Origin of the sequence: Streptococcus peroris ATCC 700780, assembly GCF_000187585.1 — a bacterium.
GTDB classification, from domain to species: Bacteria; Bacillota; Bacilli; order Lactobacillales; family Streptococcaceae; genus Streptococcus; species Streptococcus peroris.
In genome coordinates this window covers 923,368-946,775 of record NZ_GL732463.1, presented here as the reverse complement: position 1 = coordinate 946,775, position 23,408 = coordinate 923,368, and the positions used below count along the sequence as shown (strand labels likewise).

The window sequence follows — 23,408 nt, the reverse complement described above, 5'->3', positions numbered from 1 at the left end:
ATGAACAGACAACAATTTATTATCATGGCTCTATTTACAGCTGCTGAAACTTACTTTTTTAATGAGTCAATGATGAATGGACAGTATTTAATGGCTCTTCTCTGGGCAATTCTCATTCTCCGAAATTTTCGTGTCTCTTATATCATGGGTAAAATTGTGAGCGCTATAGATGAACATTTTCAGAGAAAAGAGTAACACTAGTTTTTAGACAAAATCAAAGCCTTTTAGGCTTTTTTTTGTTATACTAATAAAGTATATTTATTGACATTTTACTGTGTTTTCCTAGGACTTTAAAAAGATTTAGTTTTAAGTAAAAACAGTAAAAAAGATTGAAAAGAAAGGAATTATCATGTCAGTATTAGAAATCAGAAATCTTCATGTTGCGATTGAAGATAAGGAAATTTTAAAAGGGGTTAATTTAACTCTTAAAACTGGAGAAATTGCTGCGATTATGGGGCCAAACGGAACGGGTAAGTCAACACTTTCTGCAGCGATTATGGGAAATCCAAACTATGAAGTCACTGAGGGTGAAATCCTATTTGATGGTGTCAATATTTTGGAATTAGAAGTAGACGAACGTGCGCGCATGGGGCTTTTTCTTGCCATGCAATATCCATCAGAAATCCCTGGGATTACCAATGCGGAATTTCTTCGTGCAGCTATGAATGCTGGGAAAGAAGATGATGAAAAAATTTCAGTTCGTGAATTCTTGAAAAAATTAGACGAAAAAATGGAATTGCTCAATATGAAAGAAGAAATGGCAGAGCGTTACCTCAATGAAGGTTTCTCCGGTGGTGAGAAAAAACGTAATGAAATTCTTCAACTCTTGATGTTGGAACCAACTTTCGCCCTACTTGATGAGATTGACTCTGGTCTTGATATCGACGCTCTTAAAGTTGTATCTAAAGGCGTCAATGCTATGCGTGGTGAAGGCTTTGGTGCTATGATTATTACTCACTACCAACGTCTCTTGAACTATATCACACCAGATGTAGTACATGTGATGATGGAAGGGCGTGTCGTTCTTTCTGGAGGTCCTGAATTGGCTGCACGTTTGGAACGTGAAGGATACGCAAAATTAGCTGAAGAACTTGGCTACGACTATAAGGAAGAACTGTAATTCGCTCGTATCTTTTAGGAGACATAAATGACTAAAGAAACTATTAAACTTTTTTCAGAATTACACGCTGAGCCAAGTTGGTTATCTGAACTCCGTCAAAAAGCTTTTGATAAAATTGAAAGTTTGGAATTACCGGCTATTGAACGTGTAAAATTTCATCGTTGGAATCTTGGTGATGGAACAATAACAGAAAGTGAACCATCAACAAATATCCCTGACTTCACTGCTTTGGACAATCATTTGAAGTTGGTGCAAGTAGGAACTCAAACTGTTTTTGAACAAACTCCAGTTGAGTTAGCTGAACAGGGTGTTGTCTTTACTGATTTCCATTCAGCACTAGAAGAAATTCCGGAAATTATTAAAGAATTCTTCATGTCATCTGTGAAATACGATGATGACAAATTGGCAGCTTACCACACAGCTTACTTTAACAGTGGTGCTGTTCTCTATATTCCAGATAACGTAGAAATCACAGAGCCAATTGAAGGGATTTTCTACCAAGATAGTGATAGCGACGTACCTTTTAACAAGCATATCCTCATTGTCGCTGGGAAGAATAGTAAGATTAGTTACCTTGAACGTCTAGAGTCACGTGGTGAAGGTAGTGCTAAAGCAACTGCCAATATCACAGTAGAAGTCATTGCACGTTCAGGTGCGCAAGTGAAATTTGCAGCTATTGACCGTCTAGGTGAAAATGTTACGGCCTACATTAGCCGTCGTGGTAAACTCGGCAACGATGCAAGCATTGACTGGGCAATTGCAGTTATGAATGAAGGAAACGTCATTGCTGATTTTGATAGTGATTTACTTGGAAATGGTAGCCATGCAGATCTTAAAGCCATTGCCTTATCAAGTGGGCGTCAGATTCAAGGGATTGATACGCGAGTGACGAACTATGGCTGCAACTCTATTGGTAATATCCTTCAACATGGAGTTATCCTTGAAAAAGCAACTTTGACTTTCAATGGTATTGGACACATCATCAAGGGCGCTAAGGGAGCAGATGCGCAACAAGAAAGCCGTGTTCTCATGCTTTCTGACCAGGCTCGTTCAGATGCTAACCCAATCCTTTTGATTGATGAAAATGATGTTACTGCAGGACACGCAGCTTCAATCGGTCAAGTGGATCCAGAAGACATGTACTATCTCATGAGCCGTGGATTGGACAAGGCAACTGCAGAACGTTTGGTTGTTCGCGGATTCCTTGGATCTGTAATCGTTGAGATTCCAGTCAAAGAAGTTCGTGATGAGATGATTGCGACGATCGAAGAAAAATTGTCAAAACGCTAAGGGGAAGCCTATGTTTGATGTAGAAGCGATTCGCAAGGATTTTCCAATTTTAGATCAGATTGTTAATGACGAACCTCTGATTTATTTGGATAATGCTGCGACGACACAAAAACCACTAGCTGTTCTGGAAGCCATTAACCGCTACTATGAGCAGGATAATGCCAATGTCCACCGAGGAGTTCATACTTTGGCAGAGCGTGCGACAGCATCTTATGAAGCTGCTCGCGAAACCATTCGCAAGTTCATCAACGCAGGTTCGACAAAGGAAGTACTCTTCACTAGAGGAACTACGACTAGTCTCAACTGGGTGGCACGTTTCGCTGAGGAAACCTTGACTGAGGGAGATCAGGTCTTGATTTCAGTCATGGAACACCATTCCAATATTATCCCATGGCAGGAAGCTTGTCGAAAGACCGGAGCTGAGCTTGTCTATGTTTATCTCAAAGATGGCGCTCTCGATATGGATGACTTGCGAGCTAAATTGACTGATAAGGTTAAATTTGTTTCACTAGCACATGCTTCCAATGTTCTTGGAGTGATCAATCCTATCAAAGAAATCACGCAAATGGCTCATAAAGTTGGAGCTATTATGGTGGTAGATGGTGCTCAGTCTACACCTCATATGAAGATTGATGTTCAGGACTTGGACGTTGACTTCTTTGCCTTTTCAGGTCACAAGATGGCTGGTCCGACTGGTATCGGTGTCCTTTATGGGAAGGAAAAGTATCTGGAACAAATGTCACCAGTTGAATTTGGTGGCGAGATGATTGATTTTGTTTATGAACAATCTGCAAGCTGGAAGGAATTACCTTGGAAATTCGAGGCTGGAACTCCCAATATGGCAGGTGCGATTGGACTGGCTGCTGCAGTAGATTATCTTGAAAATCTTGGTATGGAAGCGATTGAAGCCCATGAACAAGAATTGATCGCATACGTCTTTCCAAAATTGCAGGCAATTGAGGGTTTGACCATTTACGGTTCGCAAGATTTGGCTCAACGTTCAGGTGTCATTGCCTTTAACCTAGGTGACCTTCATCCTCATGACCTTGCGACAGCCCTGGATTATGAAGGAGTAGCAGTTCGTGCCGGTCATCATTGTGCCCAACCATTGCTCCAGTATTTGGAAGTCCCTGCAACAGCTCGCGCTAGTTTTTATATCTACAATACCAAGGCAGATTGCGACAAACTAGTCGATGCTTTACTAAAGACAAAGGAGTTTTTCAATGGCACTTTCTAAACTAGATAGCCTTTATATGGCAGTGGTAGCGGACCATTCAAAAAATCCCCATCATCAAGGGAAGTTAGAAGATGCTGAGCAAATCAGTCTCAATAATCCAACTTGTGGCGATGTCATCAATCTCTCTGTCAAGTTTGATGCAGAGGATCGTTTGGAAGATATTGCTTTTCTAAACTCAGGATGCACCATCTCAACTGCCTCTGCTAGTATGATGACAGACGTTGTTTTAGGAAAGACAAAGCAAGAAATCCTAGAGCTTGCGACCATTTTTTCTGAAATGGTTCAAGGGCAAGAGGATGAGCGTCAAGATCAACTTGGAGATGCAGCTTTTTTATCAGGAGTTGCCAAATTCCCTCAACGAATTAAATGCGCAACCCTAGCTTGGAATGCCCTGAAGAAAACAATTGAAGACCAAGAAAACCAATAAGACAAGCTTCTTTTGTCTTATGAATTATTAGAAATGAAGAATGAAAGAAAGGATATTATGGCTGAAGAAAGAGTAGAACCAAAACCAATTGATCTTGGTGAGTATAAATTTGGTTTCCATGACGATGTAGAGCCTGTCCTATCGACAGGAAAAGGATTGAATGAAGATGTCATTCGTGAACTATCAGCTGCTAAGGGAGAACCTGAGTGGATGCTGGAATTCCGTTTGAAATCTTATGAAACCTTCAAAAAAATGCCCATGCAAACTTGGGGAGCAGACTTGTCAGAGATTGACTTTGACGACTTGATCTACTACCAAAAACCATCTGATAAACCAGCCCGTTCTTGGGATGACGTTCCTGAAAAAATCAAAGAAACCTTTGAACGAATCGGGATTCCTGAAGCTGAGCGTGCCTATCTAGCTGGAGCTTCTGCCCAGTATGAGTCAGAAGTGGTTTACCATAACATGAAGGAAGAATTTGAGAAGTTAGGAATTATCTTTACAGATACAGATTCTGCCCTCAAGGAATACCCAGACTTGTTTAAACAATACTTTGCTAAGTTGGTACCGCCTACAGATAACAAGTTGGCGGCCCTCAACTCAGCAGTATGGTCTGGCGGAACCTTTATCTACGTACCAAAAGGGGTCAAAGTAGATATTCCACTTCAAACTTACTTCCGTATCAATAACGAAAATACTGGACAGTTTGAACGTACCTTGATCATCGTTGATGAGGGAGCAAGTGTCCACTACGTAGAAGGATGTACAGCGCCAACTTATTCAAGCAACAGCTTGCACGCTGCTATTGTAGAAATCTTTGCTTTGGACGGAGCTTATATGCGTTATACGACTATTCAAAACTGGTCTGACAACGTTTATAACTTGGTAACCAAACGTGCTAAAGCTTTGAAAGATGCGACTGTTGAGTGGATTGATGGAAACTTAGGTGCCAAAACAACTATGAAATATCCATCTGTTTACCTTGATGGAGAAGGTGCGCGTGGGACTATGCTTTCGATTGCCTTTGCCAATGCAGGGCAACACCAAGATACTGGTGCTAAGATGATCCACAATGCGCCGCACACAAGTTCCTCTATCGTCTCTAAATCAATCGCTAAAGGCGGTGGTAAGGTAGACTATCGTGGACAAGTGACTTTCAACAAGAACTCTAAAAAATCTGTGTCTCACATCGAGTGTGATACCATTATCATGGATGACTTGTCAGCATCAGATACTATTCCATTTAATGAAATCCACAACTCACAAGTAGCTTTGGAGCACGAAGCTAAGGTGTCTAAGATTTCTGAAGAACAACTCTACTACCTTATGAGTCGTGGTTTATCAGAATCCGAAGCAACTGAGATGATTGTCATGGGATTTGTCGAACCCTTTACCAAAGAACTTCCGATGGAATATGCGGTTGAGCTTAACCGTTTGATTAGCTACGAAATGGAAGGATCAGTCGGATAAGGACAAAAAGGAGACGCAAATGGGATTCTTAAAGCGATTGTTTGGAACGATTGAAAAAGTGAATAAGGGAGAAGCACCGATTGAAGAATTGGATCAGGCATTTGTTTTTGATCTTGAAGAAGAAGCAGATGATTATTGGAGACAAACGGAAGAGCTTCTCTTGATAAACGCTGTAAAAGCTGCTGGTGGTCCTGAGGCAGTAGAACGTGCTTTTGTCCTTGCTAATTTCAAGGAAAATCAAGAAACCTTTGAGCTCTTTTATCAGGTAGATGGTCAATTACTTTCTTGGAGAGAGATGGACGCAAGTGTTGTAGATAAAATCAGCAATCAACTTCTTCCACAAGCATCAGAAGTTGCCCAAGCAGTAAATGAGAATTATGAAGAGGCAAACGTACCGGTAATCGACTACGCTATGCTTCAGTTTGAAACTGCAACCATGGCTTGGTTTGGACGGAAAATTACAACAGCTTCTCCTGAAGTCAAATTGACTTTTGAAGAATTGGTATCTGGTTGGCGCGCTATTCTGAAACAAGAAATTTCAAATCGTCCTTTAGATAGTGACCGTCCGTTCCCATACTACGAATTCTAAACAATACAAAAAAATCGCGATTATTCGCGATTTTTTATAATTTTTCATTTATGAATCGTACAAAGTTGTTCCACCAAACTTTTAAAAAGAAAGCTTTTTCGATATTTTTATCAGAGACCATATCAAAGGTTGGTTTATCAGATGTAATATAACCTTGGCCAACCAAGTCCTTGTCATCGTATGTTAGATGTCCAACGACAGTACCTGCCTCAAGTGGAGCAGTGTGTTCAGTAGTATCCGCTGTATAGGTAACAGATGATTGAGCTCGACTTCCAAGACGTTGAACAATTTTTATATCTTCTTTAGCGACAGCTGCAACAGTATTTTGCTTTCCATCTAAGACAGGTGATTTGCTATCCTGATAACTTTCTCCTTGATTGACGATTGTTTGAAGTGCAAAATTAGAAGAGATGTAGTCTAAGAGAGCAGAGGTTGCTGTAAAACGCGCGTAAGGATTCGTATTTTGGTTATCTGCATTAAGGACAACTGTGATGATACGCATTCCTTTTTCTACGGTTGTACCTACAAAGGATGCTCCTGCTTTATCCGTTGTTCCTGTTTTAAGACCGTCAACTCCACCACGATAAGCAGGTAATCCTTCTAACATATAGTTTGTAGAATGAATGGTCATTCCTGCAAAAGTAGAAGAAGGTTTCTTCGTGATTTCTAAGACCTGAGGATATTTGAGAATCAGATTACGAGCTACAACAGCAACATCGTAGGCACTCAATTTATTTTCATCGTCTTTCTTAGAACCTGGATAGATATTGTTTCCAAGGGTTTCATTGTTGAGACCAGTTGAGTTGACGAGTGTAGCATCTTGGATTCCCCATTCAAGAAGTTTAGCCTTCATCATGTCAACAAAGTCTTTTTCAGAACCAGCAATCTTTTCTGCTAAAGCGATCGCTGCACTATTGGCACTCGATACCAGAGTTGCTTCTAGCAACTCTTCAACGGTATAGTTCCTAGCCTCCATAGGAACGTTACTTGCTTCAGAGTTGGTCGTGAGCTTGTAAGGGTAATCTGAAATTTCTACTGGGGTAGAAAGAGTGATTTTTCCTTGATCTAGGGCTTCATAGACTAGGTAAACAGTAAGTAACTTACTAATAGATGCGATTTCAACAGGTTGAGTCGCGTCTTTTTCATATAAAATTTTACCAGTAGTAGCTTCAACAGCAATGGCGTGTTTTGCAGGGACGTTAAAATCCTGAGCAAAAACAGTAGTAGTAGAAGCACACAAAATAAGTGTTAGTAATGCTAAAAATAATTTCTTCATAGTAACTTTATTCTATCATAAAGACTAAAAATATTCTTGTTTTTATGATGAAGGTTATCAATCTTTTTCGAATTATGGTAAAATAGGAAAAAGAGGAGGTGGCCTATGTTTCGGAGAAATAAATTATTCTTCTGGACAACTGAAATTTTATTTATAACCTTAATTTTATACCTATGGAGGGAAATGGGGGCTATTATAACGCCATTTGTAAGTGTTGTAAATACAATCATGATTCCTTTTTTATTAGGAGGATTTTTGTATTATCTAACCAATCCAATTGTCATCTTTTTAGAGAAAGAATGTAAAATCAACCGAATCATTGGGATTTTGTTGACTCTTTTTGTTCTCTTTGGTTCAATCGTCATTGGTGTTGTCTATCTTTTACCGATTTTAATCAATCAGTTGAGTAGCTTGATCAGTTCTAGCCAAGGTATCTATGGTCGACTCCAAGATCTAGTGATTGAGTTATCAAAATATCCTACTTTCCAAGAGATTGATATCCAGCAAACCATTCAACAATTAAACCTTTCTTATGTTGATATTTTACAGAATATCTTAAATAGTGTGACGAATAGTGTCGGTAGTGTTCTTTCAGCTTTAGTAAGTACTGTTTTAATTATTATTATGACACCGGTCTTCTTGATATATTTCCTTCTGGACGGGCATAAATTTTTACCGATGCTGGAAAGATCTGTTTTAAAAAGAGATAAGCGAAATATCTCTGGCTTATTAAAAAATCTGAATTCAACTATTTCTCGTTATATTAGTGGTGTATCAATTGATGCTCTCATCATCGGATGTTTAGCTTATATTGGTTATAGTGTTATCGGGCTTAGATATGCATTGGTTTTTGCAATTTTTTCTGGTTTAGCGAATTTGATTCCCTATGTTGGACCAAGTATCGGATTGATTCCTATGGTTATTTCAAATTTATTCACAGACCCACAAAAAATGATCATAGCTGTCATTTATATGTTGATTATCCAGCAAGTAGATGGAAATATCCTTTATCCACGTATTGTTGGTGGAGTCATGAAGGTTCATCCAATTACAATTTTAGTCTTACTGTTGTTATCAAGTAATATTTACGGTGTGGTTGGAATGATTGTAGCAGTACCTACCTACTCAATTTTAAAAGAAATTTCAAAATTTTTAGCTCGTTTGTATGAAAATCACAAGGAAGCTAAAGAAGTAGAAAAATATTTATCAGAATAAGCGAATCGGATTTTATCTGATTCGTTTTTTGATTCATAACCTTAAAAGAGTCTCCCTAAAAGCAAGTGTAAGGATGAGAATAATTCACAAAAACTTTGTAAAACACTTGCAATTTAGCTAAAATTTGATAAAATAGTAAGGAAGTTAGACTGTATTGCCTACTGTCTATCTATAAAATATATTTTATTGGAGGCTTTTACTCAAATGGCAAAAGAAAAATACGATCGTAGTAAACCACACGTTAACATTGGTACTATTGGACACGTTGACCACGGTAAAACTACCCTAACTGCAGCTATCACAACTGTTTTGGCACGTCGCTTGCCTTCAGCAGTTAACCAACCTAAAGACTATGCGTCTATCGATGCTGCACCAGAAGAACGCGAACGCGGTATCACTATCAACACTGCGCACGTTGAATATGAAACTGCAAAACGTCACTACGCTCACATCGACGCTCCAGGACACGCGGACTACGTTAAAAACATGATTACTGGTGCCGCTCAAATGGACGGAGCTATCCTTGTAGTAGCTTCAACAGACGGACCAATGCCACAAACACGTGAACACATCCTTCTTTCACGTCAAGTTGGTGTTAAACACTTGATCGTCTTCATGAACAAAGTTGACTTGGTTGATGACGAAGAATTGCTTGAATTGGTTGAAATGGAAATCCGTGACCTTCTTTCAGAATACGACTTCCCAGGTGACGAACTTCCAGTTATCCAAGGTTCTGCTCTTAAAGCTCTTGAAGGTGATTCTAAATACGAAGACATCATCATGGAATTGATGGATACTGTTGACGAATACATTCCAGAACCAGAACGTGATACTGATAAACCATTGCTTCTTCCAGTCGAAGACGTATTCTCAATCACTGGACGTGGTACTGTTGCTTCAGGACGTATCGACCGTGGTACTGTTAAAGTCAACGACGAAATCGAAATCGTTGGTATCAAAGAAGAAATTCAAAAAGCAGTTGTTACTGGTGTTGAAATGTTCCGTAAACAACTTGATGAAGGTCTTGCAGGAGATAACGTTGGTGTGCTTCTACGTGGTATCCAACGTGATGAAATCGAACGTGGACAAGTTATCGCTAAACCAGGTTCAATCCACCCACACACTAAATTCAAAGGTGAAGTTTACATCCTTACTAAAGAAGAAGGTGGACGTCATACTCCATTCTTCAACAACTACCGTCCTCAATTCTACTTCCGTACTACAGACGTTACAGGTTCAATCGAACTTCCTGCTGGTACAGAAATGGTAATGCCTGGTGATAACGTGACTATCGACGTTGAGTTGATCCACCCAATCGCCGTAGAACAAGGTACTACATTCTCAATCCGTGAAGGTGGACGTACTGTTGGTTCAGGTATGGTTACAGAAATCGAAGCTTAATTCGATTTAGTTCCCAGAAGAACAATTATTTAAGTCAGACAATCAAAGAACCTTGCTATGCAAGGTTCTTTTTTTCTAGTTATACAAAAACAAAATAAGACAGTATGGTAGTTGATTACGAATATAGAAACTTAATTAAATAATTATCTTATTTATTAACGAATGTATATCCTAGTTTTTCAGAATAAATTTTTATAAGGTTAAAAAGCTTTTCACAAATGCCTATTTTTTTGATAAAATAGAAGGAAGAAAAAAAGAAATGAGTTCGTCATGTCAAAAGGATTTTTAGTCTCTATAGAGGGGCCCGAGGGAGCTGGGAAAACAAGCGTGCTTGAAGCTATCCTTCCTGTGTTAGAAGAGAAAAATATAGAGGTTTTAACAACACGTGAACCAGGAGGCGTATTGATTGGTGAAAAGATACGAGAAGTTATTTTAGATCCAAGTCATACTCAAATGGATGCCAAAACAGAGCTTTTACTCTATATTGCTAGTCGCAGACAACACCTAGTGGAAAAGGTCTTACCAGCCCTTGCAGCAGGGAAACTGGTCATCATGGATCGTTTTATTGATAGTTCAGTTGCTTATCAAGGCTTTGGTCGTGGTTTGGATATTGAGGCTATTGATTGGCTCAATCAATTTGCGACTGATGGTCTTAAACCAGATTTGACACTTTATTTTGATATTGAGGTGGAAAAAGGCCTTGAACGAATCGCTGCAAATAGCAATCGAGAAGTCAATCGTTTAGATTTGGAAGGCCTAGACTTGCACCGTAAAGTTCGCCAGGGATATCTCTCTCTTCTTGAAAAAGAGGGTGAACGCATTGTTAAAATTGATGCCAGCTTACCACTAGATCAAGTTGTTGAAAATACTAAGCAGGTCTTATTTGACAGAATGGGGATTCAAGAATGAATCAAGAGCAATTAAAAGTCTCTCAACCTCAGCAATTTGAACGGTTTGTTCATATTTTGGAACAAAAACAGCTCAATCATGCTTATCTTTTTTCAGGATTTTTTGGAAGTATGGAGATGGCTTTATTCCTGTCAAAGAGTTTGTTCTGTACAGAAAAACAGGGTGTTTTACCCTGCGAGACTTGCAGAAATTGTAAGTTGATTGATCAAGAAGAATTTCCTGATGTCACCATTATTCGTCCGATGAATCAACTCATTAAAACGGAGAGAATTAGAGAATTAGTTGGGCAGTTTTCTCAATCAGGGATTGAAAACCAACGTCAGGTTTTTATCATTGAACAAGCAGAAAAAATGCATGTTAATGCTGCTAATTCGCTACTAAAGGTTATTGAGGAACCACAGAGTGAAATCTATATTTTCTTTTTAACCAATGATCAAGAGCAGATGTTACCAACCATTCGAAGTCGGACACAGATTTTCCAATTTCAGAAACAAGTTGCAAATCTTATGGCTGAGCTTGAAAAATCAGGCTTGGTCAAAAATAAGGCAAGACTTTTAGCTGAGTTTAGTCAATCGCAAGCAGAAGCCGAAAAGCTAACAAATCAAACAAGTTTTTGGACTTTAGTTGAAGAATGTGAGAGATTCTATACTTGGTTAGAAGCTGGGGAAAAGGAATCGTATTTGCAGGTGGCAAAGTTATCTAGTTTAGCGGACGACAAAGAAAAGCAAGATCAAGTCTTTAGAATTTTAGAAGTTTTAGCAGGCCAAGAGGTTCAAAAAAATGCAGCACGTACAATCTTACAAAATCTCCTTGAAGCTCGAAGAATGTGGAAGGCAAATGTTTCCTTCCAAAATGCTTTGGAATACCTCGCTTTACAATAATAAGAAAATGGAAAAATAAAAGAAAGGGCTGTTCATGAACAAGAAAGAATTATTTGATGCCTTAGATGATTTTTCTCAACAGTTGTTGGCAACCTTGGCTGATGTCGAAGCCATCAAAAAAAATCTCAAGAGTGTTGTAGAAGAGAATACAGCTCTTCGTTTAGAGAACGATAAACTGAGAGAGCGCTTGAGTGAGGAAGAAGAGACAGCTCCAACGAAGACCAAACATGTCAGAGAAAATGTAAGCCGAATCTATGACGACGGATTTCATGTGTGTCGCGACTTTTATGGCCAACGTCGTGAACAAGACGAAGAATGCATGTTTTGTGATGAATTGTTGTTTAGGGAGTAAGCATGCAGATTCAAAAAAGTTTTAAAGGTCAGTCACCTTATGGTAAGTTATATCTTGTCGCAACTCCAATTGGGAATCTAGAGGATATGACCTTTCGTGCTATTCAGACTTTGAAAGAAGTGGATTGGATTGCTGCAGAGGACACTCGTAATACTGGACTCTTGCTTAAGCATTTTGATATTTCGACCAAACAAATCAGTTTTCATGAGCACAATTCCAAGGAAAAGATTCCAGATTTGATTGATTTGTTGAAACAAGGTCAAAATATTGCTCAAGTATCTGATGCAGGCCTTCCTAGTATTTCAGACCCTGGTCACGATTTGGTTAAAGCAGCCATTGCAGAAGATATTGCTGTCGTCACAGTTCCAGGTGCTAGTGCAGGAATTTCTGCTCTGATTGCCAGTGGATTAGCACCACAACCTCACATATTTTATGGTTTTCTGCCTCGAAAAACAGGGCAACAAAAGCAGTTTTTCGAGGATAAAAAAGCTTATCCAGAAACCCAGATTTTCTACGAATCACCTCACCGTGTGGCAGATACGTTGGAAAATATGCTAGAAGTCTATGGTGACCGTCCAGTAGTTCTAGTTCGAGAATTGACTAAGATTTATGAAGAATACCAGCGAGGGCATATTACAGAGTTATTGGAAAACATATCTGAAACACCGCTCAAGGGCGAGTGTCTTCTCATCGTAGAAGGGGCTAGTCAAGAAGTAGAAGATAAGGATGAAGAGGATTTATTCTCTGAGATACAAGAACGTATCCAACAAGGTGTTAAGAAAAATCAAGCCATTAAGGAAGTCGCAAAGATTTACCAGTGGAACAAAAGTCAGCTCTACGCAGCTTATCATGAATGGGAAGAGAATCAATCTAATGACTAAACAGGTAAGTTTGCCTTCTTCCTGAAACAAAAATAACAATCATAAACATTCTGCTAAGATTGCTTATTTGGAGGGGAAATGAAAAGCAAAGTGTTGAAGAAAGTAATTGGGCTACTGTTGCCTACTCTCACCTTATTTATTTTATCGGCATGTAACAACTACAGAGTCGATCGTGATTTAGCTAAAACAGCTATTTCAAATATCCGTTCCGTAGTAGAAGCTGCAGAACTAGAAGCAGAAGAATACTCGACAGCTGCCATTGATTATAATAGATATCCGAATTACGTTAAAGGAACTAGACGAGTAGTTGATGTCTATGTGGATTTTGAAAAAGACTATGTTGAGAAAACTCCAGTCCTTAAATACAATCCGGAGCTTAAAGAAGTTGAAAAGAAAATTTTCTTTGTTTTTCCTAAGAAAACAGTCTATCGTTTAGAAATGAAGTATGATTCTGGTGATGACGACTATGACCGATTTAAAAAAGCTTACAATACGATACTTCAAAGTGATAGTTTGACTTTTACATATATAAAAGATGATAATCTTAGGAAGCTTTATATTAAAAACTCAGTTGAATTAGACTACTTTAACTCGATTTATTCTTTGGTTCCGAAAGAAGAATATAATGGTAATCCCAAAACTCGTCTTGAAGAACAAGAAAAAAGAGAGGCAATTTTGAAGACGGATATAGAAGAACTAACTCCCTTAATTGAGGATTTAGACCCAAGTAGAGTCAACAATCTCGATGAAGAGACGTTTATTCGCAATCGAGATACACTCTTAAAAAGAGTTGTTGATAATCGTTCGACCTTTAGTATTCACATACACACTGACATAGAACAGGTACGAAAACAAAACCTCCAAGTAACGAATGAAGATATTGACAATTGGACAGACTCTGATTTCCAATATTTACTTGCTCAAATAGTTGAAATTGAAAAACTACCTAGAAATACTGAAGTAGGATTTGGTATCAGTTATAAAGATAATAGTCATCTGTATGCTTATAAGACATTCAGTTTTGTTAAACAATAATTTTGGAAAGACATTCAGGAATACTCCTGTCTGTCTTTTTACTTAGCTTTTTGGTATAATGGACCAAGTATTAATTAGAAAGATTTGTGGGTGTCAAACAGTCTAGTGACTTGTTTTAATATGGACTTATGTTACATCCAAAGAGGTATTAGTGTCGTGTCTCAATCTTATATCAATGTTATCGGTGCTGGTTTAGCAGGTTCGGAAGCAGCTTACCAAATCGCAGAACGTGGTATTCCAGTTAAACTCTATGAAATGCGTGGTGTCAAATCAACACCTCAGCATAAAACAGATAATTTTGCAGAATTAGTGTGTTCCAACTCATTACGAGGGGATGCTCTTACAAATGCTGTCGGGCTCCTCAAGGAAGAAATGCGTCGTCTTGGTTCTGTGATTTTAGAATCAGCAGAAGCAACGCGGGTTCCTGCTGGTGGAGCGCTTGCGGTTGATCGTGACGGTTTCTCCCAAATGGTTACTGAAAAAATTGCCAATCACCCTTTAATTGAAGTGGTTCGTGATGAAATTACAGAATTGCCGACAGATGCTATTACAGTTGTAGCGACTGGTCCTTTGACTAGTGATGCCCTGGCTGAGAAAATTCATGCCCTTAATGACGGCGATGGCTTCTATTTCTACGACGCGGCAGCGCCTATTATCGACGTCAACACCATCGATATGAGTAAGGTCTATCTCAAGTCTCGGTATGACAAGGGAGAAGCTGCCTACCTCAATGCTCCCATGACCAAGCAAGAGTTTATGGATTTCCATGAAGCCTTGGTCAATGCGGAAGAAGCACCCCTTAATTCTTTTGAAAAAGAGAAGTACTTTGAAGGTTGTATGCCTATTGAAGTCATGGCCAAACGTGGTATTAAAACCATGCTTTATGGTCCTATGAAACCAGTTGGTCTGGAGTATCCAGATGACTACACAGGCCCTCGTGATGGTGACTTTAAAACACCGTATGCAGTTGTCCAGCTTCGTCAGGATAATGCTGCAGGGAGTCTTTATAACATCGTTGGTTTCCAAACTCACCTCAAATGGGGAGAGCAGAAGCGTGTCTTCCAAATGATTCCAGGTCTTGAAAATGCTGAGTTTGTTCGCTATGGGGTCATGCATCGTAATTCCTATATGGATTCGCCAAATCTTCTTGAGCAAACATACCGTTCTAAGAAACAGCCAAATCTCTTCTTTGCTGGTCAGATGACAGGTGTGGAAGGCTATGTTGAGTCAGCTGCTTCAGGATTAGTAGCAGGTATTAACGCAGCTCGACTTTTCAAGGGAGAAAGCGAAGCTATTTTCCCAGAGACAACTGCAATCGGAAGTTTAGCTCATTATATCACCCATGCTGATAGCAAACACTTCCAACCTATGAATGTCAACTTCGGTATTATCAAGGAATTAGAAGGTGAACGAATCCGTGATAAAAAGACTCGTTATGAGAAAATCGCGGAACGTGCCTTGTCTGATTTAGAGGAATTTTTATCTGTCTAATTTTTTTGAAAGAATCGCTCATCATACTATAAAAATCTTTGAAATTGTGATAAAATAGGTAGGATGAAAAAAGGAGAGAGAAAATGGTAGAACCTAAGTATAAACGTATCTTAATCAAGCTATCTGGTGAAGCCCTTGCTGGCGAACGTGGTGTCGGAATTGATATCAAAACCGTTCAAAGCATGGCCCAAGAAATCAAAGAAGTTCACGAGCTAGGAATTGAAATTGCCTTGGTTATCGGTGGTGGAAACCTTTGGCGTGGAGAACCTGCGGCAGAAGCTGGTATGGATCGTGTTCAAGCGGATTACACTGGAATGCTTGGGACAGTCATGAATGCTCTTGTGATGGCAGATTCATTGCAACAAGTAGGTGTTGATACTCGCGTACAAACAGCTATTGCTATGCAACAAGTAGCAGAGCCTTACATTCGCGGGCGTGCCCTTCGCCACCTTGAAAAAGGACGTATCGTTATCTTTGGTGCAGGAATCGGTTCACCATATTTCTCAACAGATACTACAGCAGCTCTTCGTGCAGCTGAAATTGAAGCAGATGCTATTTTGATGGCTAAGAATGGTGTAGACGGTGTCTACAATGCCGATCCTAAGAAAGATAAGACTGCTGTTAAATTTGAAGAATTGACTCACCGTGATGTCATCAATAAAGGCCTTCGTATCATGGACTCAACAGCTTCAACACTGTCAATGGATAACGACATTGACTTGGTAGTCTTTAATATGAACCAACCTGGTAATATCAAACGTGTTGTATTTGGTGAAAATATCGGTACAACAGTTTCAAACAATATCGAAGAAAAGGAATAGGAAAAATTATGGCTAACGCAATTGTAGAAAAAGCTAAAGAGAGAATGACTCAATCTCACCACTCACTTGCTCGTGAGTTTGGTGGTATCCGTGCAGGACGTGCAAACGCAAGCTTGCTTGACCGTATTACTGTTGAATACTATGGTGTCGAAACACCTCTGAACCAGATCGCTTCTATCACAATTCCTGAAGCGCGTGTCCTATTGGTAACACCATTTGATAAATCTTCATTGAAGGATATCGAGCGTGCTTTGAACGCTTCAGATCTTGGTATTACACCAGCTAACGATGGTTCTGTTATTCGCTTGGTTATCCCAGCTCTTACAGAAGAAACTCGTCGCGATCTCGCTAAAGAAGTGAAAAAAGTTGGTGAAAATGCTAAAGTAGCTATCCGTAATATCCGTCGTGATGCTATGGATGAAGCTAAAAAACAAGAAAAAGCTAAAGAAATCACTGAAGATGAGTTGAAAACTCTCGAGAAAGAGATTCAAAAAGCGACAGACGATGCTGTTAAACACATCGACGATATGACTGCCAATAAAGAAAAAGAAATCTTGGAAGTCTAAGAAATAAACAGAAAAACTCAGTTGGCATTGCTGGCTGAGTTTTATTCGAAAGAAGGAAACATGAATACAAATCTTGCAAGTTTTATCGTTGGACTTATCATCGATGAAAATGACCGTTTTTACTTTGTTCAAAAGGATGGTCAAACATACGCTCTTGCTAAGGAAGAAGGTCAGCATGCGGTTGGTGATACGGTCAAAGGTTTTGCCTACACAGATATGAAGCAAAAATTACGCTTGACAACTCTAGAAGTGACTGCAACTCAGGACCAATTTGGTTGGGGAACTGTCACAGAAGTGCGTAAGGACTTGGGTGTTTTTGTTGATACAGGGCTTCCTGATAAGGAAATCGTTGTGTCACTTGATATCCTGCCTGAACTCAAAGAGCTCTGGCCTAAGAAGGGCGATAAACTTTATATTCGTTTAGAAGTAGATAAGAAAGATCGTATCTGGGGAATCTTAGCATATCAGGAAGATTTCCAACGACTGGCACGTCCTGCTTACAATAACATGCAGAATCAAAATTGGCCTGCAATCGTTTATCGTCTTAAGCTATCAGGAACTTTTGTCTATCTACCAGAGAACAACATGCTTGGATTTATCCATCCAAGTGAGCGCTATGCAGAACCGCGTTTGGGACAAGTGTTAGATGCGCGAGTTATTGGTTTCCGTGAGGTTGACCGAACGCTTAATCTATCACTAAAACCACGCTCTTTTGAGATGTTAGAAAATGATTCCCAGATGATCTTGACTTACTTGGAAAGCAATGGTGGTTTCATGACTCTCAACGATAAGTCATCACCTGACGATATCAAGGCTACTTTTGGTATTTCAAAAGGTCAGTTCAAAAAAGCTCTCGGCGGATTAATGAAAGCTGGAAAGGTTAAGCAAGACCAGTTTGGTACAGAGTTGATTTAGGGAGGCTTATGAGAAAATCATTTTATACCTGGCTTATGACTGAACGCAATCCTAAAAGTAATAGTCCCAAAGCTATCTTGGCCGACCTAGCCTTTCAGGAATCAGCTTTTCCGAAACATACGGATGATTTTGATGAAGTCAGTCGTTTTTTAGAAGAACATGCTAGTTTTTCCTTTAACTTAGGTGATTTTGACCGTATCTGGCAAGAATATGTAGAACATTAAACCTGCTGGGGATGTTAGGGATAGCAATTTCTAAAAGCCTTTGTTATAATAAAAAGAAATTAAAGTATGAGAGAGGTTCTTTATTTGAAGGAACATTCAATAGATATTCAGCTGAGTCATCCTGATGACTTGTTTCACCTTTTTGGTTCTAATGAACGCCATCTTCGCTTGATGGAGGATGAGTTAGATGTCATCATCCATGCCCGTACAGAGATTGTTCAGGTCTTGGGAGAGGAGTCTGCGTGTGAGGAAGCCCGGCAAGTAATTCAAGCCTTGATGGTTTTGGTCAATCGTGGGATGACTGTCGGAACTCCTGACGTGGTGACAGCTATCAATATGGTTCGAAATCATGAAATTGATAAATTTGTCGCCCTTTACGAAGAAGAAATTATCAAGGATAATACTGGTAAACCAATTCGTGTGAAGACCTTGGGGCAAAAACTCTATGTCGATAGTGTGAAGCACCATGATGTAACCTTTGGAATTGGCCCTGCTGGTACAGGGAAGACCTTCCTTGCAGTGACTTTGGCTGTTACAGCTCTCAAGCGTGGACAGGTCAAGCGTATTATCTTGACTCGACCAGCAGTGGAAGCGGGCGAGAGTCTAGGATTTCTTCCAGGTGATTTGAAGGAAAAGGTAGATCCTTACCTTCGTCCTGTTTACGATGCCTTGTATCAGATTCTCGGAAAAGACCAAACAACTCGTCTCATGGAACGTGAAATCATTGAAATCGCTCCACTTGCCTATATGCGTGGGCGTACCTTGGATGATGCCTTTGTCATTCTCGATGAAGCGCAAAATACAACTATCATGCAGATGAAGATGTTTTTGACACGTTTAGGATTCAATTCTAAAATGATTGTCAATGGGGATATCAGTCAGATTGACTTGCCACGAAACGTTAAGTCAGGTTTGATTGATGCCCAGGAAAAGCTTAAGAACATTCACCAGATTGACTTTGTACACTTCTCGGCTAAGGATGTGGTTCGTCATCCGGTCGTTGCTCAGATTATTAGAGCCTATGAACCGCTAGCTGTTAAGGCTGAAGAAAACCAAGAAGAAACTGAATAAGAAAAAAGAGCAGTTGAAAAACTGCTCTTAATTTTTTTGTTCTTAAGAAAAACTAATATTAAACAAGCTCACTAATAGGTGTATAGTCACGTTCTAAACCTTCAGCAACTGGTTGACTAGTCAATTGACCTTGATAAGTTGTGACACCTTCACGTAAACCAGCATCGTCAAGGATTGCTTTCTTAAAGCCTTTTCCTGCTAAGGCTTCGATATAAGGAAGGGTCACATTTGTGAGGGCGATGGTAGATGTACGTGCAACTGCTCCAGGAATGTTGGCAACCGCATAGTGAAGGACCCCGTGTTTTTCATATACTGGCTCATCGTGAGTTGTCACACGATCAGCTGTTGCAATAACACCACCTTGGTCTACAGCAACGTCTACGATGACAGAACCAGGACGCATTTGTTGAACCATGTCATCTGTTACCAATTTTGGAGCTTTGGCACCAGGAATTAAGACAGCACCGATAACAACGTCTGCTTCACGCACACTTGCTTCAATATTAAATGGGTTAGACATCAAAGTTTGGATTTGGTGACCAAAGACGTCTTCTAGGACTGCTAGGCGTTTAGCACTGATATCAAGAATAGTTACTTGAGCTCCTAAACCAAGAGCGATACGAGCTGCGTGTGTACCAACGACACCACCACCGATAATGGTTACTTTTCCTTTTGGTACACCTGGGACACCACCTAAAAGAACTCCAGAACCACCAGCTTGTTTCGTCAAGAAGTGAGCACCGATTTGCACAGCCATACGACCTGCAACCTCACTCATTGGAACGAGAAGAGGTAATTGTCCTTCAGTATCGCGAACAGTTTCATAAGCGACACCAGTTGTTTTCGCTGCTAACATAGCATCTGCTAATTCAGGAGCAGCAGCCATGTGCAAGTATGTAAAGAGAAGTAAATCTTCACGCAAGTATTGATATTCGCTAGCAAGTGGTTCTTTCACTTTAACAACCAACTCTGCAGCCCAAGCCTCAGCAGCTGTAGCGACAATTTCAGCACCTTGTTTTTCATAGTTGGCATCTGTAAATCCTGAACCAAGCCCAGCATTTGTTTCGATGAGGACACGGTGACCACGACCCACAAGACTCTGTACACCAGCTGGTGTCAAAGCGACACGATTTTAATTATTTTTAATTTCCTTAGGAATTCCAATTAGCATAAAGATAACTCACTTTCTATCAGACGATTCAGTTTAGATATCACATTTTTGAGTTTTTGTGATGTTTTTATTGTATATGAAACCGCTTTAAATTGCAAGAAAAACTTGTAAACTTATTTTCAGAAATCGTAACCAAGATAGGCTATTTTGCAAATAAGTAAACAGTTGAAAAGATTTTCAGCTGTTTTTTTCTTTCTCTTACGAATAAGCTAAGAGAGGAGTAAATATGGAAGAACTTATTGAGAAAATTAAAGAATATAAAATCATTGTTATTTGTGTTAGTTTGGGTTTGGTCTTGGGTGGATTTTTCCTCCTAAACCCTATCACTCAAACACCTGCTAAGGAAAGTAATTTGCAGACAGAAGTTACAACTGTTTCGAAGGATTCGTTGGATGAAAAGGAGGATGGGAATCAGAAGGAAGAAGCAGTGGAGCAAGATTTAATTACTGTCGATGTCAAAGGTGCTGTCAAATCACCAGGGATTTATGACTTGCCAGTAGGTAGTCGGATCAATGATGCTATTCAAAAAGCTGGTGGATTGACAGATAATGCTGATAGTAAGTCTATCAATCTAGCCCAGAGAATTAGTGACGAAGCACTAGTCTATGTTCCGACCAAGGAAGAAGCTACTAGTCAAGAGGCGCAGTCAAATGCTTCCAGCACCAAAGAAAATAAGAAAGTCAACCTTAATAAAGCCAGTTTAGAGGAGCTTAAACAAGTTAAAGGATTAGGTGCGAAACGTGCGCAAGATATTATTGACCATCGTGAGTCTAACGGTAAGTTTAAGTCAGTTGATGATCTCAAAAAGGTTTCTGGTATTGGTGCAAAAACGATAGAAAAGTTAAAAGAGTATGTCACAGTGGATTAATAGTTTTCCCATCCCAAAAATCTATCTCAGTTTTCTGTTGCTTTGGCTTTACTATGCTATTTTTTCAGCTTCCTTTCTTGCTTTGCTAGGACTTGTTTTTCTAGTCATCTGTCTATTTTTGCAATTTCCGTGGAAGACTGTGGTCAAGGTTCTATTGGTTTGTAGCCTATTTGGGAGTTGGTTTGTATTTCAAAAATGGCAGCAAGAAGAATCGAGTCAACATCTAGTCAATACAGTTGATACAGTCCGAGTCTTACCAGATACCATCAAGGTGAATGGTGATAGTCTCTCTTTTCGTGGTAAGGCTGATGGTAGACTTTTTCAGGTCTATTATAAACTCCAGTCAGAATCTGAAAAAGAAAAATTTCAGCAGTTGTCTGAACTGCATGAGATAGTAGTAAAAGGAAAGCTAGCTATTCCTCAAGGAGCAAATAATTTTGCTGGATTTGATTATCGAAACTATCTCAAAACGCAGGGAATTTATCAGAGCTTAACTATCTCGGAAATTGTTGAATTAAAGAAAGCATCCAGCTGGGATATAGGTGAAAATCTATCCAGCTTGCGGAGAAAAGCAGTTGTCTGGATAAAAAGGAAATTTCCCGATCCCATGCGCAACTATATGACCGGTCTTTTGTTGGGACATTTAGACACAGACTTTGAGGAAATGAATGAACTCTACTCGAGTCTAGGAATTATTCATCTTTTTGCTTTGTCTGGAATACAAGTCGGATTCTTTATGGATGCTTTCAAAAAGTTACTTTTGCGTTTGGGTTTGACGCAAGAGAAGTTCAAATGGTTAGCCTATCCCTTGTCCTTTGTCTATGCAGGTTTGACAGGATTTTCAGCCTCTGTTATTCGTAGTCTCCTCCAAAAGCTATTGGCTCAGCATGGCTTTAAGTCACTGGATAATTTTGCTTTAACGATTCTTATTCTATTTCTTATCATGCCGAATTTTTTCTTAACTGCTGGGGGAATTCTTTCCTGTGCTTATGCCTTTATCCTGACAATGACTTGTGAGGAAGTAGCAGGGATAAAAGGTCTGGTTAGAGAGAGTTGCATTATTTCCTTGGGAGTTCTGCCAATTTTATCTTTTTACTTTTCTGAATTCCAACCGTGGTCCATTCTCTTGACATTTGTCTTTTCATTCTTATTTGATATGGTCCTGTTGCCGCTTTTATCGATTCTCTTTTGTCTGTCATTTATATATCCTATCACCCAGTTCAACTTTCTCTTTGAATGGCTTGAAAACATCATTCGCTATATTTCTCAGCTATCTACGAGGCCTCTTGTTTTTGGTCAGCCGAGTCTTTGGATTTTAATCCTTCTTTTGATTACTTTAGCTCTCATCTACGATTATCGAAAGAATTTGAAAAAAATATCTATGCTTGTCATAGTTGCTATCTCACTCTTTTTAGTAACCAAACATCCACTGGAGAATGAAATCACAGTCCTAGATACGGAACAGGGGCGGAGCATTTTCCTAAGAGACATGACAGGAAAGATCATACTACTGGATGTCGGAGAAAAATCTGAACGTGACAAGAAAGAAGCCTGGCAGGAGAGGCTTTCCTCTAGCAATGCCAAACGGAGTTTAATCCCTTATTTAAAAAGTCGAGGAGTTGCAAAGATTGATCAGCTTGTGCTAACGACTAGTGATACTAAGCAGTTAGATCATGTGTTAGAAATCAGTAAAGCCTTCGAGCTTGAAGAGATTCTAGTAACTGAAGAAACTTTATCTAAAAGAGAATTTATGGATAAGCTGAAGAAAAGCAAAGTCAAGGTAGCTGCTATCAAAACAGGACAGCAGTTATCTATTTTTGGGAATAGTTTGGAAGTAATTTCTAGCCAAAATAGTGATAATAAAGACTCAATGGCCTTATATGGAAAGTTACTAAATCAAACCTTTTTAGTTACCGGGAATACAGAGGAGAAGTTCTTAGCAAACTCTTATCCAAAACTCCAAGCAGATATAGTGATAACCCATCAGAAATCATCTAAGCAAAAGACAGATGTTGAGATCTTTAAAACTTTACAAGCTAAAGCCACTATCATTTCGGTAGACAAGAAGAAAAAATTCAAAGAGAAAAATGAGGAAAGTAACCAAGAACTTGGGAATTCGATTTATAAAACGGACCAAAACGGAGCCATTCGTTTCAAAGGTTGGAGTTCTTGGCAAATAGAAACAGTTCGCTGAACTC

The 23,408-nt window shown here is 39.3% G+C and carries 24 protein-coding genes; 22 read left to right on the top strand and 2 right to left on the bottom strand.

Going from position 1 to position 23,408, the window contains the following annotated elements; genetic code table 11:
• From HMPREF9180_RS06615 to HMPREF9180_RS06585, 7 genes are all read left to right on the top strand, one after another.
• Positions 1-195, top strand: a complete 195-nt coding sequence (locus HMPREF9180_RS06615; RefSeq protein WP_006145736.1) for a DUF3272 family protein — start codon at positions 1-3, stop codon at positions 193-195.
• A 154-nt stretch (positions 196-349) separates the two neighbouring features.
• Positions 350-1,120 (top strand): Fe-S cluster assembly ATPase SufC, encoded by a 771-nt coding sequence (sufC, locus tag HMPREF9180_RS06610; RefSeq protein WP_006145735.1) that lies wholly within the window; start codon positions 350-352, stop codon positions 1,118-1,120.
• 27 nt (positions 1,121-1,147) lie between these two features.
• A complete protein-coding gene (gene sufD, locus HMPREF9180_RS06605) occupies positions 1,148-2,410 on the top strand; it encodes a Fe-S cluster assembly protein SufD (RefSeq protein ID WP_006145734.1) in 1,263 nt (420 codons plus the stop codon).
• Positions 2,411-2,420: 10 nt separating this feature from the next.
• Complete coding sequence (locus tag HMPREF9180_RS06600; RefSeq protein ID WP_006145733.1) at positions 2,421-3,647, top strand: cysteine desulfurase; 1,227 nt, start codon at positions 2,421-2,423, stop codon at positions 3,645-3,647.
• Positions 3,634-4,074 carry a Fe-S cluster assembly sulfur transfer protein SufU gene (gene sufU / locus HMPREF9180_RS06595; RefSeq protein ID WP_006145731.1) on the top strand — a complete coding sequence of 147 codons (441 nt, stop codon included), beginning with the start codon at positions 3,634-3,636 and terminating at the stop codon, positions 4,072-4,074. The genes HMPREF9180_RS06600 and sufU overlap by 14 nt, the downstream gene beginning before the upstream one ends.
• Positions 4,075-4,131: 57 nt before the next feature.
• Complete coding sequence (sufB, locus tag HMPREF9180_RS06590; RefSeq protein ID WP_000797046.1) at positions 4,132-5,544, top strand: Fe-S cluster assembly protein SufB; 1,413 nt, start codon at positions 4,132-4,134, stop codon at positions 5,542-5,544.
• Between the two features lie 19 nt (positions 5,545-5,563).
• Complete coding sequence (locus HMPREF9180_RS06585; RefSeq protein WP_006145728.1) at positions 5,564-6,133, top strand: hypothetical protein; 570 nt, start codon at positions 5,564-5,566, stop codon at positions 6,131-6,133.
• 34 nt (positions 6,134-6,167) lie between these two features.
• Here the strand turns inward: HMPREF9180_RS06585 and pbp3 are convergent, their stop codons facing one another.
• Positions 6,168-7,409: a D-alanyl-D-alanine carboxypeptidase PBP3 gene (gene pbp3, locus HMPREF9180_RS06580; protein WP_006145727.1), complete on the bottom strand. Its 1,242-nt coding sequence runs from the start codon at positions 7,407-7,409 to the stop codon at positions 6,168-6,170.
• A 105-nt stretch (positions 7,410-7,514) separates the two neighbouring features.
• Here pbp3 and HMPREF9180_RS06575 point away from each other — a divergent pair, with 105 nt between their 5' ends.
• The 13 genes from HMPREF9180_RS06575 to HMPREF9180_RS06515 all read left to right on the top strand — a co-directional run bounded on the left by HMPREF9180_RS06575 (position 7,515) and on the right by HMPREF9180_RS06515 (position 19,171).
• Complete coding sequence (locus tag HMPREF9180_RS06575; RefSeq protein WP_006145726.1) at positions 7,515-8,624, top strand: AI-2E family transporter; 1,110 nt, start codon at positions 7,515-7,517, stop codon at positions 8,622-8,624.
• A gap of 204 nt (positions 8,625-8,828) precedes the next feature.
• Positions 8,829-10,025: an elongation factor Tu gene (tuf, locus tag HMPREF9180_RS06570; RefSeq protein ID WP_006145725.1), complete on the top strand. Its 1,197-nt coding sequence runs from the start codon at positions 8,829-8,831 to the stop codon at positions 10,023-10,025.
• A 270-nt stretch (positions 10,026-10,295) separates the two neighbouring features.
• Positions 10,296-10,934: a dTMP kinase gene (tmk, locus tag HMPREF9180_RS06565; protein WP_006145724.1), complete on the top strand. Its 639-nt coding sequence runs from the start codon at positions 10,296-10,298 to the stop codon at positions 10,932-10,934.
• Positions 10,931-11,815, top strand: a complete 885-nt coding sequence (locus HMPREF9180_RS06560) for a DNA polymerase III subunit delta' (RefSeq protein ID WP_006145723.1) — start codon at positions 10,931-10,933, stop codon at positions 11,813-11,815. The genes tmk and HMPREF9180_RS06560 overlap by 4 nt, the downstream gene beginning before the upstream one ends.
• Positions 11,816-11,849: 34 nt before the next feature.
• On the top strand, positions 11,850-12,167 hold the full coding sequence (yabA, locus tag HMPREF9180_RS06555) for a DNA replication initiation control protein YabA (RefSeq protein ID WP_006145722.1): 318 nt from the start codon (positions 11,850-11,852) through the stop codon (positions 12,165-12,167).
• Positions 12,168-12,169: 2 nt separating this feature from the next.
• Positions 12,170-13,048, top strand: a complete 879-nt coding sequence (gene rsmI / locus HMPREF9180_RS06550) for a 16S rRNA (cytidine(1402)-2'-O)-methyltransferase (protein ID WP_006145721.1) — start codon at positions 12,170-12,172, stop codon at positions 13,046-13,048.
• 78 nt (positions 13,049-13,126) lie between these two features.
• Positions 13,127-14,083, top strand: a complete 957-nt coding sequence (locus HMPREF9180_RS06545; RefSeq protein ID WP_006145720.1) for a hypothetical protein — start codon at positions 13,127-13,129, stop codon at positions 14,081-14,083.
• A 156-nt stretch (positions 14,084-14,239) separates the two neighbouring features.
• Positions 14,240-15,574 (top strand): methylenetetrahydrofolate--tRNA-(uracil(54)-C(5))-methyltransferase (FADH(2)-oxidizing) TrmFO, encoded by a 1,335-nt coding sequence (gene trmFO, locus HMPREF9180_RS06540; protein ID WP_025168698.1) that lies wholly within the window; start codon positions 14,240-14,242, stop codon positions 15,572-15,574.
• A gap of 83 nt (positions 15,575-15,657) precedes the next feature.
• Positions 15,658-16,395 carry a UMP kinase gene (gene pyrH, locus HMPREF9180_RS06535; protein WP_006145718.1) on the top strand — a complete coding sequence of 246 codons (738 nt, stop codon included), beginning with the start codon at positions 15,658-15,660 and terminating at the stop codon, positions 16,393-16,395.
• An 8-nt stretch (positions 16,396-16,403) separates the two neighbouring features.
• Complete coding sequence (frr, locus tag HMPREF9180_RS06530) at positions 16,404-16,961, top strand: ribosome recycling factor (RefSeq protein WP_006145717.1); 558 nt, start codon at positions 16,404-16,406, stop codon at positions 16,959-16,961.
• A gap of 60 nt (positions 16,962-17,021) precedes the next feature.
• Positions 17,022-17,876: an RNA-binding virulence regulatory protein CvfB gene (cvfB, locus tag HMPREF9180_RS06525; protein ID WP_016465706.1), complete on the top strand. Its 855-nt coding sequence runs from the start codon at positions 17,022-17,024 to the stop codon at positions 17,874-17,876.
• Positions 17,877-17,884: 8 nt separating this feature from the next.
• Entirely contained in the window at positions 17,885-18,100 is a 216-nt protein-coding gene (locus HMPREF9180_RS06520; protein WP_006145715.1) for a YozE family protein, read from the top strand.
• Positions 18,101-18,184: 84 nt separating this feature from the next.
• A complete protein-coding gene (locus HMPREF9180_RS06515; RefSeq protein ID WP_025168697.1) occupies positions 18,185-19,171 on the top strand; it encodes a PhoH family protein in 987 nt (328 codons plus the stop codon).
• A gap of 58 nt (positions 19,172-19,229) precedes the next feature.
• Here the strand turns inward: HMPREF9180_RS06515 and ald are convergent, their stop codons facing one another.
• The gene (ald, locus tag HMPREF9180_RS10005) at positions 19,230-20,291 is read right to left on the bottom strand and encodes an alanine dehydrogenase (protein ID WP_006145713.1); all 1,062 of its coding nucleotides are present in this window, start codon (positions 20,289-20,291) and stop codon (positions 19,230-19,232) included.
• 277 nt (positions 20,292-20,568) lie between these two features.
• Between ald and HMPREF9180_RS06505 the strand changes: the two genes are divergently transcribed.
• Both HMPREF9180_RS06505 and HMPREF9180_RS06500 read left to right on the top strand, forming a co-directional pair.
• Entirely contained in the window at positions 20,569-21,210 is a 642-nt protein-coding gene (locus HMPREF9180_RS06505) for a helix-hairpin-helix domain-containing protein (RefSeq protein WP_006145712.1), read from the top strand.
• Complete coding sequence (locus tag HMPREF9180_RS06500; protein ID WP_006145711.1) at positions 21,194-23,404, top strand: ComEC/Rec2 family competence protein; 2,211 nt, start codon at positions 21,194-21,196, stop codon at positions 23,402-23,404. The genes HMPREF9180_RS06505 and HMPREF9180_RS06500 overlap by 17 nt, the downstream gene beginning before the upstream one ends.
• Positions 23,405-23,408 lie beyond the last annotated feature (4 nt).

Excerpts from the sequence above, each read along its gene's own strand:
- HMPREF9180_RS06615 (WP_006145736.1), top strand. The coding sequence starts at position 1 with ATGAACAGACAACAATTTATTATCATGGCTCTATTTACAGCTGCTGAA.
- sufC (WP_006145735.1), top strand. The coding sequence starts at position 350 with ATGTCAGTATTAGAAATCAGAAATCTTCATGTTGCGATTGAAGATAAG.
- sufD (WP_006145734.1), top strand. The coding sequence starts at position 1,148 with ATGACTAAAGAAACTATTAAACTTTTTTCAGAATTACACGCTGAGCCA.
- HMPREF9180_RS06600 (WP_006145733.1), top strand. The coding sequence starts at position 2,421 with ATGTTTGATGTAGAAGCGATTCGCAAGGATTTTCCAATTTTAGATCAG.
- sufU (WP_006145731.1), top strand. The coding sequence starts at position 3,634 with ATGGCACTTTCTAAACTAGATAGCCTTTATATGGCAGTGGTAGCGGAC.
- sufB (WP_000797046.1), top strand. The coding sequence starts at position 4,132 with ATGGCTGAAGAAAGAGTAGAACCAAAACCAATTGATCTTGGTGAGTAT.
- HMPREF9180_RS06585 (WP_006145728.1), top strand. The coding sequence starts at position 5,564 with ATGGGATTCTTAAAGCGATTGTTTGGAACGATTGAAAAAGTGAATAAG.
- pbp3 (WP_006145727.1), bottom strand. The coding sequence starts at position 7,409 with ATGAAGAAATTATTTTTAGCATTACTAACACTTATTTTGTGTGCTTCT.
- HMPREF9180_RS06575 (WP_006145726.1), top strand. The coding sequence starts at position 7,515 with ATGTTTCGGAGAAATAAATTATTCTTCTGGACAACTGAAATTTTATTT.
- tuf (WP_006145725.1), top strand. The coding sequence starts at position 8,829 with ATGGCAAAAGAAAAATACGATCGTAGTAAACCACACGTTAACATTGGT.
- tmk (WP_006145724.1), top strand. The coding sequence starts at position 10,296 with ATGTCAAAAGGATTTTTAGTCTCTATAGAGGGGCCCGAGGGAGCTGGG.
- HMPREF9180_RS06560 (WP_006145723.1), top strand. The coding sequence starts at position 10,931 with ATGAATCAAGAGCAATTAAAAGTCTCTCAACCTCAGCAATTTGAACGG.
- yabA (WP_006145722.1), top strand. The coding sequence starts at position 11,850 with ATGAACAAGAAAGAATTATTTGATGCCTTAGATGATTTTTCTCAACAG.
- rsmI (WP_006145721.1), top strand. The coding sequence starts at position 12,170 with ATGCAGATTCAAAAAAGTTTTAAAGGTCAGTCACCTTATGGTAAGTTA.
- HMPREF9180_RS06545 (WP_006145720.1), top strand. The coding sequence starts at position 13,127 with ATGAAAAGCAAAGTGTTGAAGAAAGTAATTGGGCTACTGTTGCCTACT.
- pyrH (WP_006145718.1), top strand. The coding sequence starts at position 15,658 with ATGGTAGAACCTAAGTATAAACGTATCTTAATCAAGCTATCTGGTGAA.
- frr (WP_006145717.1), top strand. The coding sequence starts at position 16,404 with ATGGCTAACGCAATTGTAGAAAAAGCTAAAGAGAGAATGACTCAATCT.
- cvfB (WP_016465706.1), top strand. The coding sequence starts at position 17,022 with ATGAATACAAATCTTGCAAGTTTTATCGTTGGACTTATCATCGATGAA.
- HMPREF9180_RS06520 (WP_006145715.1), top strand. The coding sequence starts at position 17,885 with ATGAGAAAATCATTTTATACCTGGCTTATGACTGAACGCAATCCTAAA.
- HMPREF9180_RS06505 (WP_006145712.1), top strand. The coding sequence starts at position 20,569 with ATGGAAGAACTTATTGAGAAAATTAAAGAATATAAAATCATTGTTATT.
- HMPREF9180_RS06500 (WP_006145711.1), top strand. The coding sequence starts at position 21,194 with ATGTCACAGTGGATTAATAGTTTTCCCATCCCAAAAATCTATCTCAGT.